The following is a 17,873-nucleotide window of genomic DNA, read 5'->3' as shown; positions in this document are numbered from 1 at the left end:
GTGCCCCCCTGCGCCGCTGCGCGTCTTCCCCCCAGGGGGACCACGCCAGTGGCCCGGCGAAGCCGGTTCCACGGCGTGTCTGGATCAGACACGCGCGCCGGACTGGCTTCAGGCCTTCAGGTACTCGGCCTTGCTGCCGAGCCAGCGCGCCAGGTGCTGCTCGGCCTCGCGCGGGTGCTGGTCCAGCATGGTCCGAGCGGCCTCGCGCGCCCAGTCCAGCAGGTGGGTGTCGGTGGCCAGGTCGGCGAAGCGCAGCAGCGGCGCCCCGGACTGGCGCGCGCCCAGGAACTCGCCCGGGCCACGGATGTCCAGGTCGCGGCGCGCGATCTCGAAGCCGTCGTTGGTCTCGACCATGGCCTTCAGGCGCTCGCGCGCGGTCTCGCCCAGGCGCCCGCCTTCAGGCGGCGAGTACATCAGCACGCAGGCCGAGGCCGCCGCGCCGCGTCCCACGCGCCCGCGCAGCTGGTGCAGCTGCGACAGTCCGAAGCGCTCGGCGTGCTCGATCACCATGAGCGAGGCATTGGGCACATCCACCCCCACCTCGATGACCGTGGTGGACACCAGCACGCCCATCTGACCCTGCTCGAACAGCGACATGACCGCCTTCTTTTCGGCCGGCGACATGCGCGAATGCAGCAGGCCCACCAGCACGCCCGGCAGGGCCTGCGACAGCTCGGCGTGCGTGGCGGTGGCGTTGCTCAGGTCCAGGGCCTCGCTCTCCTCGATCAGCGGGCACACCCAGTAGACCTGCCGGCCTTCGTCGATCTGGCCGCGGATGCGCGCCACCACCTCGGCGCGGCGCGCATCGCTCACCACCTTGGTCACGATGGGCGTGCGCCCGGGCGGCAGCTCGTCGATGGTGGAGACGTCCAGGTCGGCGTAGTAGCTCATGGCCAGGGTGCGCGGAATGGGCGTGGCCGACATCATCAGAAGGTGCGGCTCCAGCGCGCCACCGGTCTTGCCGCGCAGCGCCAGGCGCTGCGCCACGCCGAAGCGGTGCTGCTCGTCGATGAGGGCCAGCGCCAGGCGCTGGAACACCACCTGGTCCTGGATCACCGCGTGCGTGCCCACCACCAGCGCGGCCTCGCCGCTGGCGATGAGCGCCAGCATCTCCGCGCGCTGCTTTTTCTTCTGGCTGCCGGTGAGCCAGGCCACGCGTTTGCCCAGCGGTTCGAGCAGCGGCTCCAGCCAGCCGATGAGCTTGCGAAAGTGCTGCTCGGCCAGGATCTCGGTCGGCGCCATCAGCGCGCACTGCCAGCCCGCGTCGATGGCGATGGCCGCCGCCAGCGCGGCCACCACCGTCTTGCCCGAGCCCACGTCGCCCTGCAGCAGGCGGTGCATGGGCACCTGGCGCCCCAGGTCGAGCGCGATCTCCTCGCCCACGCGGCGCTGGGCGGCCGTGAGCGCGAAGGGCAGCGCCGCCAGCAGCTGCTCGTGCAGGCCTTCGCGGCGCAGCGGCAGCGCGGGCGCGCGCAGGGCGTCGCGCTCGCGCTTGGCCAGGGCCTGGGACAGCTGCTGGGCCAGCAGCTCCTCGGCCTTGAGGCGCTGCCAGGCGGAGTGGCTGCCATCCTCCAGCGCGGCCAGCGCCACGTCGGGCGCGGGGTGGTGCAGCTGCTGCAGCGACTCGCGCAGCGTGGGACTCACGCGCGCCGTGCGCTGCAGCGAGGCCAGCAGATCGGGCGGCAGGGTCTCGCGCAGGTCCACGCGGGCCAGCGCGCCCACCACGGCCTTGCGCAGGTAAGCCTGGGGCAGCTGCGCGCTGGTGGGGTAGATGGGCGTGAGCGCGTTCGGCAGCTCACCGCCCGCCAGCTTGAACGCCGGGTGCAGCATGGTGTAGCCCGCGAAGCCGCCCTTGAGTTCGCCGCGCGCGCGGATGCGCGCGCCCACCGCCAGCGTTTTCTGGTGCGAGGGGTAGAAGCTGAAAAAGCGCAGCGTGCAGGTGTCGCTGCCGTCGTCCAGCGTCACCAGCAGCTGGCGCCGGCCACGGTACTGCACCTCGCTGTGCGTGACCGTGCCCTCGATTTGCACCACCGAGCCCTCGCGCGCCTCGCGCAGGGCCATCACCCGGGTCTCGTCCTCATAGCGCAGCGGCAGGTGCAGCGCGAGGTCGATGTCGCGCTTGAGGCCCAGCTTGTGCATGGCCTTCTGCGGCGCGGACAGGGCCTTGGGCGGGGTTGGGGCGGCGGTGGCGGCGGGTTCGGCCATGGGACAATTCTGCCTTCGCCCCTCCCCCTTCCTTGGAACGGGTCCGTCCGGCCCTCAAGCGACATGAGCTCTCCCGCCGACCACCGCCGCTTCACCCTGAGCGACTTCGACTTCGCTCTGCCCCCCGAACTCATCGCCCAACACCCGGCGCCCGAGCGCAGCGCCTCGCGCCTGCTCGATGGCCGCGCCGACGCGCCCGTGGACCGCGTATTCCACGAGCTGCCCGGCCTGCTGGACCCCGGCGACCTGCTGGTCTTCAACGACACCCAGGTCATCAAGGCCCGCCTGTTCGGTCGCAAGGCCACGGGCGGCGCCGTGGAGCTGCTGGTGGAGCGCGTGCTGCAAAACCACGAGGTGGTGGCGCACATGAAGGTGAGCAAAAAGCCCTCGGTGGGCGCGGTGCTGGAGATGGACGGCGGCTTCAGCGCCGAACTGCTCGGCCGTTGGCCCGACGAGAAGGGCGCCCTGTTCCGCTGGCGCTTCAGCGGCGAGCCGCACGCCCTGATGGCCGCGCATGGCCACGTGCCGCTGCCGCCCTACATCGAGCACGGCGACACCACCGAGGACGAGCGCCGCTACCAGACCGTGTTCGCCAAACACCCGGGTGCCGTGGCCGCCCCCACCGCCGCGCTGCACTTCGACGAGGCCCTGCTGACCGCGCTGCGCGCGCGCGGCGTGCAGACGGCCGAGGTCACGCTGCACGTGGGCGCCGGCACCTTCCAGCCGGTGAAGACCGAGAACATCGCCGAGCACACCATGCACGCCGAGTGGTACCGCGTACCCGATGCCACGATCGCCGCCATCGAGGCCTGCCGCGCGCGCGGCGGGCGCGTGGTGGCGGTGGGCACCACCACCGTGCGCACGCTGGAGAGCTGGGCCGCCTTCGGCCGCACCGAGGGCGACACGCAGATCTTCATCACGCCGGGCTTTCGCTTCCAGGTGGTGGACCGGCTGATCACCAACTTTCACCTGCCGAAGAGCACGCTGATGATGCTGGTGAGCGCCTTCGCGGGCTACGAGCGCGTAATGGCGCTGTACCGCCATGCCATCGAACAGCGCTACCGCTTCTTCAGCTACGGTGACGCGATGCTGCTGCGCCGGCGCTGAACGCGCGGCGGCTCACGGCGTTTGCAGCCGGCTGATGTACTCGATCAGCGTCAGGATGCGCGCGCGCACCACCTCGGCCGGCTCGTAGAGGCCGCGCGCCTCGCGCAGGCGCTGCCCCTCCTCGATGCGGTACTCCCGTCCCCAGACGGGCATGTCGCGCACCCCGTGGCTGGGTATGGCGGCGGTGCCCTCGATCACCGCATACATGCGGTTGACCGGCAGCACGCCGCCGTTTTTCTTCGCCAGTTGCGACAGATCCGGTGGACTCTTCTGCAACAGGCCGCCGAGCGGACCGTTGCCCTTGCCGTCCACGCCATGGCACGCGGCGCAGTTGTCGGTGAACTCCAGTTTGCCCAGGTCAACGGTGGCCTGGGGCGCCTGCGCCTGCGCGGCCAGGGCGCCCAGCAGGCTGGCCGCCACGGCCGCGTACTTGATCGACTTTTTCATGGGATGCCTCCAGTGGGGTTGAAGCGAAGGCCACACCACCACGCCGCAGTGGTGAACCCTCGAATTCATCCTAGGAGGCGCCGGTGCCACCCATGTTGACGCGGCGCAAGTTGCGGGCGCCGCCCCGCCCGCCTCAGCCCAGGTCCAGGTAGACCCGACCGCCCTCCACCTTCACCGGCCAGGTCTTCACGGCCTCGGTGGCCGGCGCGCAGGTGGGCGCGCCGCTGCGCACGTCGAAGCGGCCCTGGTGGAAGGGGCACTCGATCTCGTGGCCCTCCAGGAAGCCGTCACAGAGCTTGGCGTGGCCGTGCGTGCAGAGGTTGTCGGTGGCGAACACCTCGCCGTCGATCGCGAACAAGGCAATGTCGTGGCCCTCGGGCGCGACGGGAATGCCGGCGCCCTCGAACAGGTCGGCCTCGGCGGCCACGTCGGTCCATCGGGGGGTGGTCATGTCGTGCTCCTGCGTCGCGGGGTCAATCGGGCGTCAGGCCGGCCCGCTGGATCACGGGGCGCCAGCGCGCCTGTTCCTCGCGCATGAAGCGGCCCAGTTCTTCCGGGGTGCTGGCGATCACGTCGAAGTACTGGGCCCTGAGCTTCTCGGCGACCTCGGGCTCGCGCAGCGTGGCCACCAGGGCCTGGTTCAAACGCTGCACGATGGCCGGCGGCGTGCCGGCCGGCGCCATGTAGGCGAACCAGGGCGCGGCCTGGATGTCGGGCACGCCCGACTCCTTGAGCGTGGGCACCTCGGGCAACAGCGGCGAGCGCTCGGCCGACGTAATGGCCAGCACCTTGAGCTTGCCGGCCTTGGCCTGCGGCATCACGGTGGCGCCGGGCAGGCAGGCGAAGTGCACGTCGCCCTGCAGCATGGCCGTGACCGCCTGCGAGGACGAGGCGTAGGGGATGTGCACCGCGAAGGACTTGGTCTTGATCTTGAGCAGCTCCACGCCCAGGTGCGAGATGGAACCGTTGCCGGTGGAGGCGAAGTTGTACTGGCCCGGGCGCGCGCGCAGCGCGTCCAGCCAGCCCTTGACCGAATCCACGCCCATGCTGTTGGCCGCGGCGCAGACGTTGGGCGAGGTCACGGCCAGCGTCACCGGGGCCAACTCGCGGAACGGGTCGTAGCGCAGGTTCTTGTAGAGGATGGTGTTGTAGACCAGGGGCGCGTTGACCGAGAGCAGGAAGGTCTGCCCGTCGGGCGTGGCCTTGGCCACGTACTCGGTGCCCGAGTTGCCGCCAGCGCCGGGGCGGTTCTCCACGATGAAGGCCTGGCCCAGGCGGGCCGTCAGGCGCTCGTTGACGAGGCGCGCCAGGATGTCGGGCGAGGAGCCTGGGCCATAGGGCACCACCACGCGCACCGGGCGCTGCGGCCAATCGGTGGCCGGGGCCGCCTGGGCCAGGGCCTGCCCGGCGGTGGTGGCCAGCGTGAGGCCGGCAAGCAGCGCGGCGCAGCGGTTCTGGATTCGGTTCATGTCGGGTCTCCGGTTTCGACGTCGCTCATCTGGGTGAAGTCGGTCTGTTCTCGCGCGATGAAGCCGGCGATCAGCGCGCGGTAGCAGGCCTCCACCACCTCGGGGTAGGCGCCATGGCGCTCGGCCAGGGCCAGCACCTTGTCGATGACCTGCTGCTGGCGCGCCGGCGCCGACACCTGGAAGGCGTCGCGCTTGAAGCGGGCCGCGTCCTTCACGTAGCGCCCGCGCTCGGCCAGCAGGGCCACGATCTTCTGGTCCAGCGCGTCGATGTTCTCGCGCACCTCGGCCAGGTTGCGGCACAGGGGCACGTAGGCCGGGTCGTTGAAACGCCGCAGCGGGCCGCCGTGGGGATCGGGCTCCTTGTTGTTCTGTGTCATATCGGGTAGATGATGGCGTTGGGGATCATTTCGCTGTCGTACACGCACAGCCGCTGCGCGAACTTCAGGCCTTGCGGGGTGCGCACCACCACGTCGAGGTAGCGCCCGACGTTGAACACGGTGCTCGGGCCATCCAGCTTGGTGCGGAACACCGCGTAATTGGCCTCGCAGTGCAGCGCGCCGCGCTCGTCCCTCCGTCGCACCAGCGGCGCGCCCACGACGTGGCGCTGGTAGTAAGGGTCGTGGAACAGGGTTTCCTTGATGCCGTACACGCGGTCGCGCAGCATGGCCTGGCTCTCGAAGGACAGCGTGGCCAGCGGGAAGCCGCGCTCGTGGTTTTCGCGCGGCTGCAGCTTGTAGACGCAGTCCTCGGTGAAGAAGCCGGGCCAGAGGTCCCACTGGCCGCTGTCCACGGCAGAGGCGTAATCGGCGTACAGGGCCTGAAGCTCGTGGTAGAGCGACAGGTCCAGGGCGGCGGTGTCGCGGTTCATAGCGGGGCCTCCATCACCTGGCGCCAGTAGGCGTACATGCCGCGGATCAGGGTCTCGGTGACCATGTGGTCGGTCTCGCCCACCTCGCGGCCGCCGAGTTCGGCCAGCGCCCGGTGGCCGGGTTTGCTCTCGAAGCCCTGCTGCGAGAACTCGATCACCTCGCCGTCGTCGGCGCTGACGAAACCGCCCGGGCCGAACAGGTTGGCCTGGCGCAGGCGGCGCTGGGTCATCTCGGGTGTGTCGTCCTCGAAGCCGAAGTGCGTCCAGACGAAATCGAAGGCGCCGTGGCCATCGGGCTGGATGTGGCGCGTGGACACGCTGTTGACCTGCTGCTGGAAGATCACGCTGGGGAACAGCGTGGTCATCACCGCCGTGGGGCCGCCCCACCAGGGCTCGGGCACGATGTCGAGGAAGCGCGGGTCCTCCAGCTGCATGCTGGACTTGAAGCTGGAGACCTGCGTGACCTGCGAGGCGCTGCCCGTGGCCTGCCCCGCGCTGCCGCGCGTGGAGATCATGGCCGCGTGTCGGTGGTGCGCGTCCATGCGCAGCTCCGACTTGTTGTCGGCGCGCCAGAGGCCGAAGGTGACGAACCAGGTGTGCAGCAGGCCCGGGTGGTACGGGTCCTTGATGTTCTCCTGCATCAGCTTCCAGTTGCCGGGGATGCGCTGGCGGTTGTAGCCCAGGATGTTGAGCTTTCGGCCGTTGAACAGGCGGTCGAAGTAGCCCAGGATGGTCGGGCCCATGTAGTCCTCCAGCGACTCCACCTCGGGGTCGAAGGAGGCGAACACCACGCCGCCGCGCACGGCCACCTTCAGCTGCGTGAGGTGGTGCTGCTTGGGGTCGAAGTCGGCCGGCATGCCGCCCTTGACCTGGCCGTCCTGGCGCACGCCGCGGCGCAGGGGCACGCCCTGCAGATCACCATTGAGCGCGTAGCTCCACTGGTGGTAGGGGCAGACGAACTCCTTCTTGTTGCCGTGGCGCTCGCGGCAGAAGCGCATGCCGCGGTGGGCGCAGACGTTCTCCACCACGTGGATGGCGCCGCCCTCGGCCCGCACCATGATGACCGAGCGCTCGCCCACCACCGAACGGCGGTAGTCGCCCGGGTTGGGGATCTCGGCCTCCAGGCCCACGTAGCACCAGTGGCCACGGTAGAAGAAGCGTTCGAGCTCGCGCCGGTGGCGCTGCTCATCGGTGTAGACGGCGAAGGGGATGCGGCTGGTGTCGCCGGCCTCCCAGCGCAAAGCGTCCGGCGCGCCGCCGGTGTCGGGCGTGGGGTTCATGGTCTTGTCTCCAAGGGTCGGTGCGCGTGGGGCACGCCGCGATGTTGGCGCGCCGCGCATCATCCGGCAACGGAATCCAGGTGATACAAGATATTCACAAATAGAATACCGACCCCCATGGAGCTGTCCGAGATCGACCTGAACCTGCTGGTGGTGCTGCACCAGCTGCTGCGCGAGCGCAATGTCTCGCGCGTGGCGGCCAGCCTGGGGCAAAGCCAGCCGGCGGTGAGCAACGCGCTGCGCCGCCTGCGCGAATGCCTGGGCGACGAGCTGTTCCTGCGCAAGCCGCACGGCATGGAGCCCACACCCTACGCGCAGCAGCTCGCCGAGCCCGTGGCCCAGGCCCTGGGCACGCTGCGCGAGGCACTCAACGTGCGCGCCTCCTTCGACCCCGCACACGGCCAGCGCTGCTTCACCCTGGCGCTCAGCGACGTGGGCGAGATCTACTTCCTGCCGGTGCTGATGGACGCGCTGGCCGCCGAGGCGCCGGGCGTCACCCTGCGCTGCGTGCCCGTGGCGCACGAGGCGCTGCGCGAGGAAATGGCCAGCGGTCAGGTCGACCTGGCGCTGGGCTCGCTGCCGCAGCTGCAGTCGGGCTTCTTCCAGCAGGCGCTGTTCCGCCAACCCTACGTGGCGCTGATGCGCGCCGGCCACCCCCTGGCCGGCACCCGCAAGGCCCTGGGCGCGGCCCAGTACCGGCAGGCCGCGCACGTGCGCGTGGTGGCCGCCGGCACCAGCCACGGCCAGGTCGACACCGCGCTCGAGCGCCTGGGCGTGGCGCGCCAGGTGCACCTGACGGTGCCGCACTACGTGGCCCTGGGCCATGTGCTGGCGGAGACCGACCTCATCGCCACGGTGCCCGAGCGCTTCGCCCGGCGCGCCCTCGGCCCCTTCGATCTGGTCATGCGCCCGCTGCTGCTGCGCCTGCCCACCAACACCATCCACCAGCTCTGGCACGCCCACCTGCACCGCGACCCCGGCCACCTGTGGCTGCGCGGCCTGGTGGCGCGGCTGTTCGGCGACCTGCCGGCCTGAGACCGCACCGCCCCCCGCGCCCATCCATCGAGACACGAGACACCCCATGCTGACCTTCGAGGTACTCAAGACCGACCCCAGCAGCCACGCGCGCCGCGCCACGCTCACGCTCAACCACGGCGTGGTGCAGACGCCCATCTTCATGCCCGTGGGCACCTACGGCACGGTCAAGGGCGTGACGCCCGCCAGCCTGGAGGCCATGGGCGCGCAGATCATCCTGGGCAATACCTTCCACCTGTGGATGCGCCCCGGACAGGAGGTGATGAAAAGCTTCGGCGGCCTGCACGCCTTCGAGCGCTGGAACAAGCCCATCCTCACCGACTCGGGCGGCTTCCAGGTCTGGAGCCTGGGCGAGATGCGCAAGATCACCGAGCAGGGCGTGCACTTCGCCAGCCCCGTCAACGGCGACAAGCTCTTCATGTCGCCCGAGGTGAGCATGCAGATCCAGACCGGGCTCAACAGCGACATCGTCATGCAGCTCGACGAGTGCACACCGTACGAGACCAAGGGCCACATCACCACCGAGGCCGAGGCGCGCCAGAGCATGGAGATGAGCCGGCGCTGGGCGCAGCGCTCCAAGGCCGAGTTTCAGCGCCTGGAAAACCCCAACGCGCTGTTCGGCATCGTGCAGGGCGGCATGTTCGAGCACCTGCGCCAGGAGTCGCTGGACGCGCTGGTGGAGATGGACTTCCCCGGCTACGCCATCGGCGGCGTGAGCGTGGGCGAGCCCAAGGAGGAGATGCGCCGCATCATGGCCCACACCCCGCACCGCCTGCCCGCGCACAAGCCGCGCTACCTGATGGGCGTGGGCACGCCAGAGGACCTGGTGGAAGGCGTGGCCTGCGGCGTGGACATGTTCGACTGCGTCATGCCCACGCGCAACGCGCGCAACGGCACGCTGTTCACGCGCTTCGGCGACCTGAAGATCCGCAACGCGCGGCACAAGGCCGACCACCGCCCGCTGGACGAGACCTGCACCTGCTACGCCTGCGCCGGCAACAGCGGCGTGAGCTGGGCCGAGGGCGGGCGCGAGGGCTTCAGCCGCGCCTACCAGCACCACCTGGACCGCTGCGGCGAGATGCTGGGCCCCATGCTGGCCAGCATCCACAACCTGCACTACTACCTGAACCTCATGAAGGAGGTGCGCGCGGCGCTGGAGGCGGGCATGTTCGGCGAATTCCGGCAGCGCTTCCACGCGGAGCGGGCGCGCGGGGTCTGAACTTTCGCGGCAGCGCAGCAAATGGCACGCGATTAAGCTGCGCGCCATGAGCCCGCCCGCCACCCCCCGCCACGTCCTGCCCGTCCTGGTGCTCGCCCAGTTCGCGGGCACCTCACTCTGGTTCGCGGTGAATGCGGTCATGCCCGACCTGCAGCGCGAGCTCGGTTGGGCCACCAGCGCGGTGGGCACGCTCACCTCGGCGCTGCAGTTCGGCTTCATCGCGGGCACGCTGGTGTTCGCGTTGCTGGCCATCGCGGACCGCTTCGCGCCGCGGCGGGTGTTCCTGGTGTGCGCGCTGGCGGGTGCCGCTTGCACCGTGGGCGCGTGGTGGACGGTGCGCGACTACACCTCGCTGCTGCTGTGGCGCTTCGCGACCGGCTTCTTCCTGGCGGGCATCTACCCGGTGGGCATGAAGATCGCCGCCCAGTGGTACAGCAAGGGCCTGGGCGCGGCCCTGGGCCTGCTGATCGCGGCGCTGGTGGTGGGCTCGGCCAGCGCGCATGCCCTGCGCGCCCTCGGCGACGCCCTGCCCTGGCCCACGCTGATGCTGGGCGTGGCCGCGCTGGCGGCCGCGGGCGGTGTGCTGCTGTACGCGGCGCTGGGCGATCCGCCCGGCGCGGTGGCGCGCGTGAGCCAGCTGCAGTGGCGCGCCCTGGGCACCGTGTGGACGGATCCGCGCGTGCGCAGCTCGGTGCTGGGCTACTTCGGCCACATGTGGGAGCTCTACACCATGTGGGTCATGGTGCCGCTGATCCTGGCCACGCGGCTGTCGGGCACCGGTCTGTCCTGGGCCGCGTTTCTCGTGCTTGGCGCGGGCGCGCTGGGCTGCGCGGGCGGCGGCTGGGTGGCGCAGCGCTGGGGCAGCGCGCGCGTGGCGGGCGCGCAGCTGGCCATGAGCGGCGCCTGCTGCCTGGCCACGCCGCTGATGCTGGGTGCGCCCGACCTGGCCTTCTACGCCTGGCTGGTGCTCTGGGGCATCACGGTGTCGGGCGACTCGCCGCAGTTCAGCACGCTCACCGCGCGCAACGCGCCGCCGCAAGCCGTGGGCAGCGTGCTCACGCTCACCAACAGCATCGGCTTCGGCATCAGCATCGCGAGCATCCTGCTGTTCGTGTGGCTGGCCGACTCGGTGCCGCTTGGCGCACTGCTGCCCTGGCTGGCCATTGGCCCCGCGCTGGGGCTGTGGGCGCTGCGCCCGCTGCTGGCCGAAGAGCGCGCGCCGCGCTGATCAGTCCTTGGCCTCCAGGAATTCCTGCGGGTCGGGCAAGGGCGTGGTGTTGACCTGCATTTCCTCGGGCTTGAGCTGTTCGGTGAAACCTTCGATCGAACCCATGCTCTGGCGATCGCGCCGCGCCACGGGGTCGGACAGCAGGTAAGCCACCGACAACTGCCCCAGCGCGCGCAGCGAGTCGACGTGCGTGCGTTCCTGCGCATGCGAGGCGTCGGCGCCGAAGCCGATGAGCGCGGTGCGGATGTCGTTGCCGGCCTCGACGGCGGCGGCCGAGTCGCTGCGGTAGAACTTGAAGACGTCGCGCCGGTGCTCGATGCCATGCGCCTGCGCCAGCTTGATGAGCTTGTGCGAGAGGTGGTAGTCGAAAGGCCCCGACAGGTCCTGCAGACAGATGGTGACGGCGCGCTCGTCGGTGGCCTGGCCCGGCGCGGCGATGGCGATGTCCAGGCTCACCATCTCGGCGATGTCGCCGTGCAGCGCGGCCGAGGCGCCCGACCCCACCTCCTCGGTGATGGTGAACAGCGGGTGCACGTCCACCGGCAGGGGCGCGCCGCTGTCCTGGATCGCCTTGCAGGCGGTCAGCAGCACCGCCACGGCGGCCTTGTCGTCGAGGTAGCGGGCGTTGATGTAGCCGCCGGGCTGCACCTCGGGCTGCGGGTCGAAGGCGATCCAGTCGCCCACGTGCACGCCGGCGCCGGCGAGATCGGCCCGGCTGTGCAGCGGCAGGTCCAGCCGCACCTCGACGTTGTCCCAGGTGTTGGGCTGGGCGTTGATGGCATCGCCGAAGGCATGGCCCGAAGTCATCAGCGGCAGGCAGGTGCCGCGGATCTGCTGGGTGTCGGTGAACAGCGTGAGCCGCCCGCCCTCGGCGAAGCGCGAGGACCAGGTGCCGATGGGCACCACCCCCACGCGGCCGTTGTCCTTCAGCTCGCGCACCATGGCGCCGAGCGTGTCCAGGTGGGCCACGATGGCGCGCGCCGGGTGCCGTTCCTGGCCCCTGAGCGTGGCACGGATGGCGCCGCGGCGCGTGATCACATAGGGAATGCCGAGTCCATCGAGCCGGCCCGCGACGTAACGCACCACGGCGTCGGTCAGGCCCACGGGGCTGGGAATGGCGAGCAGCTGCAGCAGGGTCTCTTCGAGGTAGGCCTCGTCGAGTGGCGGCAGGGGGAGGCGGGCGTTGTCGCTGGTGTTCATGGTGCGGTGGGCGCCGCTGGCGCGGTGCCTGGGAAGAGCAGGTCCACGAAGCGCTGCGCCGTCGGTTGGGGTTCGTGGTTGGCCAGGCCCGGGCGTTCGTTGGCCTCGATGACCACATAGTCGGGGCCCTCCACCGAGGGCACCAGGAAGTCCAGGCCGGTGACCGGGATGTCGAGCACGCGGCTGGCGTGTTCGGCCGCCGTGCGCAGCGCCGGGTGCAGGCGGTCCGTCACGTCGTGGATGGTGCCGCCGGTGTGCAGGTTGGCGGTGCGCCGCACGGGCAGCGACTCGCCGAAGGGCAGCACGTCGCCCAGCGCATGGCCCTGGCCGGCCAGGCAGCGCCGGGTCTCGCCGTCCACGGGGATGCGCGACTCGCCGCCCGTGGCCGCCGCGCGGCGGCGGCTCTGCTTGTCGATGAGCTCGGCGATGGTGGACTGGCCGTCGCCCACCACGGTGGCGGGCTGGCGCACGGCGGCGGCCACCACCTGGTGGTTGATGACCACGATGCGCAGGTCCTGCCCTTCGCAGAACTGCTCCAGCAGCACGCCGCCGCCGAAATGGCTGGCGTGCTCGATCGCCGTCTCCACTTCTTCGATGGACGTGAGGTTGACCGCGATGCCCTTGCCCTGCTCGCTGTCCACCGGCTTGACCACCACCGCGCCGTGCTGGCGCAGGAAGGCCTCGTTGTGCTCGCGGTCGCTGGCCGTGGCCTGGGCCGGCACCGCCAGTCCCGCGCGCGCCAGCAGGCGCGAGGTCACGCGCTTGTCGGCGCAGCGGCTCATGGCCACGGCGCTGGTGAGTTCGCTCAGCGACTCGCGGCAGGTGACGCCGCGCCCGCCGTGGGTGAGGCGGAAGTAGCCGTGCTCGGCGTCGATCACTTCGACGCGGATGCCGCGCCGCTGCGCTTCGTCAACGATGATGCGCGCGTAGGGATTGAGGCCGTCGCGGTCGCTGCCTTCGGTGAAGAGGGACTCGTTGATGGCGTTGCGCCGTTTCACCGCGAACACGGGGATGTTCTGGAAACCCAGCTTGCGATAGAGCGCGATGGCCTGGGTGTTGTCGTGCAGCACAGACAGGTCCATGAAGGCCCGGCCGCGCGCGATGAAGAGCTCGGCCAGGTAGCGCGTGAGCGCTTCCCCGATGCCCGGGTGGCTGGCCTGCGGCGCCACGGCCAGGGCCCAGAGGCTGCTGCCGCCGTTGGTGTCGCCGAAGGCCTCGGTGTGGTCCAGGCCCATGGCCACGCCCAGCACCTCGCCGCTCTGGCGGTCCTCGGCGAGCACGTAGACGGTGGCGCGGTCGCCGCGCTCGCCCCAGACGCGCGCCGGGTCCACCGGCACCATGCGGCGCGCGCGGTAGATGGCGTTGATGGCCGCGACGTCGGCGCGCGAGCGCAGGCGCCGGATGGTGAAGCCCTGGCGACGCGCGCGCTGCGCCGCGTAGGTGTTGAGCGCCAGGCGGAAGGTCTCGGACGGGTCGACGAACAGCTGCTGCGGCGCGTGCGAGACCACCACGTGCGGCTTGTCCAGGTAGAAGGCGATGTCGCGCTCGCCCGGCGTCTCCTGCAGCAGGGCCTGGGCGACGGCGGCCGGGTCGTCGAAGCTGTGGCCGGCGATGAGGCGGCCCCAGCCGCAGTGCACGGTGGCGTCGCGCCGCTCGGCGGCCTGGTGGGGAATGGGCGAGCGCCCCAGGCGCAGGGCGCGCGGGGCGTGGTGGCGGACGGTGCTCATCTCGTGTGTCTCCTCTCGTGGGTCAGCGCAGGTGGGTCTGCAGCCACAGCTCCAGCAGGCCGAGCTGCCAGAGCTTGGAGCCGCGCAGCGGCGTGATGTGCTCACCGGGCGCGGCCAGCAGCGTCTGGACATAGCCCTCGCGGAACAGCCCGCGCTCGCGCGCGGCGCGGCTGTGCAGCGCGTCCTGCACCATGGCCAGAACGCGCCCCTGCAGGTGCTTGAGCGCGGGCACGGGGAAGTAGCCCTTGGGGCGGTCGATCACCTCGCGCGGCACGATGCGCCGCGCCACGGCCTTGAGCACGCCCTTGCCGCCGTCGGCCAGTTTGTGGCGCGCGGGAATGCGCGCGGCCAGCTCCACCAGCTCGTGGTCCAGGAAGGGCACGCGCGCCTCCAGGCCGAAGGCCATGGTCATGTTGTCCACGCGCTTGACCGGGTCGTCCACCAGCATCACGGTGGTGTCCAGGCGCAGGGCCTGGTCCACCGGGTCGCGCGCGCCCGGCGCGTGCAGGCGTTCGGCGACGAAGGCGCGGGTGTGGTCCTCGCCCAGCCAGGGGTCCTGCAGCACGGCGCGCATCTCGGTGTGGTCGCGGTCGAGGAAGGCGGCCGCGTAGTCGTCCACCGGGCGCTGGCTGCCGTCCAGCTTGGGGTACCAGTGGTAGCCGCCGAACACCTCGTCGGCGCCCTGCCCGCTCTGCACCACCTTGCTGTGGCGCGCCACGGCCTCGCTGAGCAGGTAGAAGCCGATGCAGTCGTGGCTGACCATGGGCTCGCTCATGGCCTCGATGGCGGCGGGCAGGCGGTCCAGCAACTCGGACTCGGGCACGAACAGGCGCTCGTGCGTGGTGCCGAAGTGGCGCGCCACGGTGTCGGCGTACACGAACTCGTTGCCGCACTCGCCGCCCACGTCCTCGAAACCGACGTTGTAGGTGCGCAGGTCGCGCACGCCTTGCTCGGCCATCAGGCCCACGATGAGGCTGGAGTCCACGCCGCCCGACAGCAGCGCGCCCACGGGCACGTCGGCCACCAGGCGGCGCTTCACGGCCGTGCGCAGGCCGTCGAGCAGCAGTTCCTGCCAGTCGTCGAAGGAGCGCTGCTCGTCGCTGGCGTCGCGATCGAAGGACAGTGACCAGTAGCGCTCCTCGCGCTGCTGGCCGTCGGGGTCCACGTGCAGCAGCGTCCCGGGCGCCAGCTTGCGCACGCCGCGCAGCAGGGTGCGCGGCGCCGGCACGATGGCGTGCAGCGACAGGTAGTGGTGCAGGCCAATGGCGTCGATGCCGGCGTCCACCCCGCCCCCGGCCAGCAGCGCAGGCAGCGTGGAAGCGAAGCGCAGACCGCCCGGCACCGGCGCCAGGTACAGGGGCTTGATGCCCAGCCGGTCGCGCCCCAGCAGCAGCTTGCCGCTGTCGCGTTCCCACAGGGCGAAGGCGAACATGCCCTGCAGGCGCCGCACGAAGCCCGGTCCCCAGGCGTGGTAGGCCTTGATCAGCACCTCGGTGTCGCCGCTGGAATGGAAGCGGTAGCCGCGCGCGACCAGGTCCTCGCGCAGTTCATGGTGGTTGTAGATGGCGCCGTTGAAGACCACGCCCAGGCCCAGCAGCGGATCGGTCATGGGCTGCTGCGCGGCGTCCGACAGGTCCATGATCTTGAGCCGGCGGTGGCCCAGGCCGAGGCGGTCGGCGACCAGCAGGCCCTGGCCGTCGGGCCCGCGGGCGCTCTGCCGGTCGTTCATGCGCGCGATCGCGCCGGGGTCGACGGCCCGGCCGTCGAAACGTATCTCTCCTGCAAGTCCACACATGGCGGTGTTGCCCTCCTGTTCGGATGGCCGGTCGGCGCCCAGGCGGTGCTTCGGGAACGGCGGTCGGACCGGGCAGCGCCGGACAGAACCTGGAAACAGCGGGGAGAAGGCGTCGATCGGCCGGTGCACGTCCGAGGCGGGTGGCCGGCGGGGCCGGCCATGCGGGAAGCGAATCGCCCGAGGGCGCCCGGCAGCGCCGGGGCTCCCCCCACACCGTGGCACGGGGTGCACGCGGGTTGATGATGGGGTGGAGTGGTTCATCATACTCAAATTCGCATGATGTTCAAGTTTTAATTATGATTTTTCATATTATGGAGGCCGGTTCCCGCCCCCCGGTGGGCCGCGCCACGAAGCGAGCGCCAAAAAAGAACCGGTTCTTCGAACCGGTTCAAACGCTGGAGACAATCGGTACCACTATTCGATACTTCCCTACCGGCCCCGGAACAGGCCCAGCAGCATGGAGCCGAGCGCCAGCACCAGGAAGATGACGAAGAGGATCTTGGCGATGCCAGCCGCGCTGGCGGCGATGCCACCAAAACCCAGCACGGCAGCGATCAAGGCAATGACGAAGAAAACCACGGCGTAATGCAGCATGTCTGGCTCCTCTGCGAGGCCGCTGCCGCGACCCCGGCGTTGCATTCACAACGACCACCGTTGTGATGGCTTCACTCTAGGCATTCGCCGCCCCGCGCGCTGCAAGTGCGCACCGCATCGACCTGTAGGACCGCACCGACGGGTGGGCGCCGTGTCGGCGCCGTCCGACGCCGGCCCGTCGCGCGCGCCGACGGCGCCGCGCGGGGCCGCGCCGCACACTGCGGGCGACCCCACTGCGCCCCCACCACCATGCGCCACGAGGACCTCGACCCGCCCCGCTCCCTGCCCCCTGCCCGCTGGTGGTTCGCCTGGGCCTGGCTGTGCGCGCTCACGCTGTATCTGCTGGCGGGCTGCAGCAGTCTGCCGCCGCGCGAGCCGCAGCTGGCCCAGGCCGGCGGCGGCCCCGGCCTGGTCACGGTGCGAGGGGCCGACGGCGTGCTGTCGCGGGATGAGAAACGCCAGACCCTGCGCGAGCTGAGCCAAGAAGGCCGCCACGAACTGTTGCGCCACCACCTGCGCACGCTCACGCAATCGGGCGATGCCGACCTGTACCGGGGCAACCGCACCCGGCTGCTGGTGGACGGCCCGGCCACCTTCGGCGCCATGAAGGCGGCGATCGCCCAGGCGCGCGGGCGCATCCTGCTCGAGAGCTACATCTTCGAGGACCAGGGCGTGGCCGCCGAGGTGGCCGATCTGCTGCTGCGCCGCGCCGCCGACGGCGTGAAAGTGGCGGTGATCTACGACGCGGTGGGCTCCATCACCACGCCGGTGGCGTTCTTCCAGCGGCTCAAGGACGGCGGCGTCGCCGTGTGCGAGTTCAACCCCATCAACCCGGTGCGCCGGCCCGGCTACTGGGGCATCACGCACCGCGACCACCGCAAGCTGCTGGTGGTGGACCAGCAGGTGGCGTTCACGGGGGGCATCAACATCAGCCGGGTGTACGGCTCGGGATCGGCCTCGTGGCGCCGCTCGGCGCCCCCGGCCGGGGCCTCGCCCATCGACGATGGCTGGCGCGACACCCAGATCGAGCTGCGCGGCCCCGTGGTGCCGGCGCTGGCGACGGTGTTCGAGACCACCTGGCGCGAGCAGGGCTGCCCGGGCGAACTCGGTGTGCCACCCGACAAGCCGCTCGCCGCCGAGCCCGGCGAACGCGTGGTGAAGGTTCTGGCCAGCGACCCGCGAGACGAGGGCAACCGCATTTACACGGCGCTGATCGCGGCGATCGACGCGGCGCAAGTGGAGGTGCACATCGCGATGGCCTACTTCGCGCCCGGCGAGGTGTTCGTGCAGGCGCTGTGCGATGCCGCGCGGCGCGGGGTGTCGGTGGAGCTGGTGCTGCCCGGCCGCAGCGACTCCTCGCTCGTGCTGCACGCGGGGCGGTCGTACTACACGCAGCTGCTGCAGGCCGGCGTGCGCATCTTCGAGATGGACCAGGCCGTGATGCACGCCAAGACGGCCGTGATCGACGGCGTGTTCTCCACGGTGGGCTCCAGCAACCTGGACTGGATCAGCTTCGTCGCCAACAACGAGCTCAACGTGATCGTGCTGGGCGAGGAGTTCGGCGGCCAGATGAACGCGCTGTTCGAGCGCGACCGCCAGGCGTCGCGCGCCGTGACGCTGGAGGCCTGGCAGCGGCGCGGCCTCGGCGGGCGTCTGATGGAGGGCGTGGGGCGGCTGCTGGAACGCTGGCTGTGAGCCG

Annotated in this window: 16 protein-coding genes; 5 read left to right on the top strand and 11 right to left on the bottom strand. The window is 70.9% G+C overall.

The features are described from left to right. Positions 1-108: 108 nt before the first annotated feature. Positions 109-2,205 (bottom strand): ATP-dependent DNA helicase RecG, encoded by a 2,097-nt coding sequence (recG, locus tag DY262_RS14315; RefSeq protein WP_116959762.1) that lies wholly within the window; start codon positions 2,203-2,205, stop codon positions 109-111. A gap of 63 nt (positions 2,206-2,268) precedes the next feature. Here recG and queA point away from each other — a divergent pair, with 63 nt between their 5' ends. Beyond that, positions 2,269-3,312 (top strand): tRNA preQ1(34) S-adenosylmethionine ribosyltransferase-isomerase QueA, encoded by a 1,044-nt coding sequence (gene queA / locus DY262_RS14310; protein WP_116959760.1) that lies wholly within the window; start codon positions 2,269-2,271, stop codon positions 3,310-3,312. A 12-nt stretch (positions 3,313-3,324) separates the two neighbouring features. On the opposite strand, the gene DY262_RS14305 is transcribed toward queA, so the two are convergent. The 6 genes from DY262_RS14305 to DY262_RS14280 all read right to left on the bottom strand — a co-directional run bounded on the left by DY262_RS14305 (position 3,325) and on the right by DY262_RS14280 (position 7,376). Continuing rightward, complete coding sequence (locus tag DY262_RS14305) at positions 3,325-3,759, bottom strand: c-type cytochrome (protein ID WP_181936510.1); 435 nt, start codon at positions 3,757-3,759, stop codon at positions 3,325-3,327. Between the two features lie 133 nt (positions 3,760-3,892). After that, positions 3,893-4,210 carry a non-heme iron oxygenase ferredoxin subunit gene (locus DY262_RS14300; protein ID WP_116959757.1) on the bottom strand — a complete coding sequence of 106 codons (318 nt, stop codon included), beginning with the start codon at positions 4,208-4,210 and terminating at the stop codon, positions 3,893-3,895. Positions 4,211-4,232: 22 nt separating this feature from the next. Continuing rightward, complete coding sequence (locus DY262_RS14295; RefSeq protein ID WP_116959755.1) at positions 4,233-5,228, bottom strand: Bug family tripartite tricarboxylate transporter substrate binding protein; 996 nt, start codon at positions 5,226-5,228, stop codon at positions 4,233-4,235. Next, positions 5,225-5,605: a chorismate mutase gene (locus DY262_RS14290; RefSeq protein WP_116959752.1), complete on the bottom strand. Its 381-nt coding sequence runs from the start codon at positions 5,603-5,605 to the stop codon at positions 5,225-5,227. Before DY262_RS14290 ends, DY262_RS14295 begins: the two co-directional genes overlap by 4 nt. Continuing rightward, positions 5,602-6,096: an aromatic-ring-hydroxylating dioxygenase subunit beta gene (locus tag DY262_RS14285; RefSeq protein ID WP_116959750.1), complete on the bottom strand. Its 495-nt coding sequence runs from the start codon at positions 6,094-6,096 to the stop codon at positions 5,602-5,604. Before DY262_RS14285 ends, DY262_RS14290 begins: the two co-directional genes overlap by 4 nt. Next, positions 6,093-7,376: an aromatic ring-hydroxylating dioxygenase subunit alpha gene (locus DY262_RS14280; protein WP_116959748.1), complete on the bottom strand. Its 1,284-nt coding sequence runs from the start codon at positions 7,374-7,376 to the stop codon at positions 6,093-6,095. Before DY262_RS14280 ends, DY262_RS14285 begins: the two co-directional genes overlap by 4 nt. 117 nt (positions 7,377-7,493) lie before the next feature. On the opposite strand from DY262_RS14280, the gene DY262_RS14275 reads away from it, so the two are divergent. Genes DY262_RS14275 through DY262_RS14265 form a run of 3 tightly spaced genes read left to right on the top strand, consistent with a single transcriptional unit; the run spans position 7,494 to position 10,858 of the window. After that, entirely contained in the window at positions 7,494-8,411 is a 918-nt protein-coding gene (locus DY262_RS14275; protein WP_116959746.1) for a LysR family transcriptional regulator, read from the top strand. 46 nt (positions 8,412-8,457) lie between these two features. Next, positions 8,458-9,630, top strand: coding sequence for a tRNA guanosine(34) transglycosylase Tgt (gene tgt, locus DY262_RS14270; RefSeq protein ID WP_116959743.1), 1,173 nt, complete (start codon positions 8,458-8,460; stop codon positions 9,628-9,630). Between the two features lie 46 nt (positions 9,631-9,676). Further along, on the top strand, positions 9,677-10,858 hold the full coding sequence (locus DY262_RS14265) for an MFS transporter (protein ID WP_116959741.1): 1,182 nt from the start codon (positions 9,677-9,679) through the stop codon (positions 10,856-10,858). Here the strand turns inward: DY262_RS14265 and DY262_RS14260 are convergent, their stop codons facing one another. From DY262_RS14260 to DY262_RS14245, 4 genes are all read right to left on the bottom strand, one after another. After that, positions 10,859-12,058 carry an osmoprotectant NAGGN system M42 family peptidase gene (locus DY262_RS14260; protein ID WP_116959739.1) on the bottom strand — a complete coding sequence of 400 codons (1,200 nt, stop codon included), beginning with the start codon at positions 12,056-12,058 and terminating at the stop codon, positions 10,859-10,861. Beyond that, positions 12,055-13,785 (bottom strand): N-acetylglutaminylglutamine synthetase, encoded by a 1,731-nt coding sequence (gene ngg, locus DY262_RS14255; protein ID WP_116959736.1) that lies wholly within the window; start codon positions 13,783-13,785, stop codon positions 12,055-12,057. Before ngg ends, DY262_RS14260 begins: the two co-directional genes overlap by 4 nt. 22 nt (positions 13,786-13,807) lie before the next feature. After that, positions 13,808-15,580: an N-acetylglutaminylglutamine amidotransferase gene (locus DY262_RS14250; RefSeq protein ID WP_116959734.1), complete on the bottom strand. Its 1,773-nt coding sequence runs from the start codon at positions 15,578-15,580 to the stop codon at positions 13,808-13,810. Positions 15,581-16,009: 429 nt separating this feature from the next. After that, the gene (locus DY262_RS14245) at positions 16,010-16,174 is read right to left on the bottom strand and encodes a DUF1328 domain-containing protein (RefSeq protein WP_009515886.1); all 165 of its coding nucleotides are present in this window, start codon (positions 16,172-16,174) and stop codon (positions 16,010-16,012) included. Between the two features lie 249 nt (positions 16,175-16,423). Here DY262_RS14245 and DY262_RS14240 point away from each other — a divergent pair, with 249 nt between their 5' ends. Then, complete coding sequence (locus tag DY262_RS14240) at positions 16,424-17,869, top strand: phospholipase D-like domain-containing protein (RefSeq protein WP_116959732.1); 1,446 nt, start codon at positions 16,424-16,426, stop codon at positions 17,867-17,869. Positions 17,870-17,873: the final 4 nt, after the last annotated feature.

The sequence above is a fragment of the Hydrogenophaga borbori genome, assembly GCF_003417535.1.
Taxonomy (GTDB): Bacteria; Pseudomonadota; Gammaproteobacteria; order Burkholderiales; family Burkholderiaceae_C; genus Hydrogenophaga; species Hydrogenophaga borbori.
This window is presented reverse-complemented; position numbering and strand designations above follow the sequence as displayed.

What these genes read in the sequence shown, in the direction of transcription:
- recG (WP_116959762.1), bottom strand. Translation starts at nt 2,205, where the DNA reads ATGGCCGAACCCGCCGCCACCGCCGCCCCAACCCCGCCCAAGGCCCTG.
- queA (WP_116959760.1), top strand. Translation starts at nt 2,269, where the DNA reads ATGAGCTCTCCCGCCGACCACCGCCGCTTCACCCTGAGCGACTTCGAC.
- DY262_RS14305 (WP_181936510.1), bottom strand. Translation starts at nt 3,759, where the DNA reads ATGAAAAAGTCGATCAAGTACGCGGCCGTGGCGGCCAGCCTGCTGGGC.
- DY262_RS14300 (WP_116959757.1), bottom strand. Translation starts at nt 4,210, where the DNA reads ATGACCACCCCCCGATGGACCGACGTGGCCGCCGAGGCCGACCTGTTC.
- DY262_RS14295 (WP_116959755.1), bottom strand. Translation starts at nt 5,228, where the DNA reads ATGAACCGAATCCAGAACCGCTGCGCCGCGCTGCTTGCCGGCCTCACG.
- DY262_RS14290 (WP_116959752.1), bottom strand. Translation starts at nt 5,605, where the DNA reads ATGACACAGAACAACAAGGAGCCCGATCCCCACGGCGGCCCGCTGCGG.
- DY262_RS14285 (WP_116959750.1), bottom strand. Translation starts at nt 6,096, where the DNA reads ATGAACCGCGACACCGCCGCCCTGGACCTGTCGCTCTACCACGAGCTT.
- DY262_RS14280 (WP_116959748.1), bottom strand. Translation starts at nt 7,376, where the DNA reads ATGAACCCCACGCCCGACACCGGCGGCGCGCCGGACGCTTTGCGCTGG.
- DY262_RS14275 (WP_116959746.1), top strand. Translation starts at nt 7,494, where the DNA reads ATGGAGCTGTCCGAGATCGACCTGAACCTGCTGGTGGTGCTGCACCAG.
- tgt (WP_116959743.1), top strand. Translation starts at nt 8,458, where the DNA reads ATGCTGACCTTCGAGGTACTCAAGACCGACCCCAGCAGCCACGCGCGC.
- DY262_RS14265 (WP_116959741.1), top strand. Translation starts at nt 9,677, where the DNA reads ATGAGCCCGCCCGCCACCCCCCGCCACGTCCTGCCCGTCCTGGTGCTC.
- DY262_RS14260 (WP_116959739.1), bottom strand. Translation starts at nt 12,058, where the DNA reads ATGAACACCAGCGACAACGCCCGCCTCCCCCTGCCGCCACTCGACGAG.
- ngg (WP_116959736.1), bottom strand. Translation starts at nt 13,785, where the DNA reads ATGAGCACCGTCCGCCACCACGCCCCGCGCGCCCTGCGCCTGGGGCGC.
- DY262_RS14250 (WP_116959734.1), bottom strand. Translation starts at nt 15,580, where the DNA reads ATGTGTGGACTTGCAGGAGAGATACGTTTCGACGGCCGGGCCGTCGAC.
- DY262_RS14245 (WP_009515886.1), bottom strand. Translation starts at nt 16,174, where the DNA reads ATGCTGCATTACGCCGTGGTTTTCTTCGTCATTGCCTTGATCGCTGCC.
- DY262_RS14240 (WP_116959732.1), top strand. Translation starts at nt 16,424, where the DNA reads ATGCGCCACGAGGACCTCGACCCGCCCCGCTCCCTGCCCCCTGCCCGC.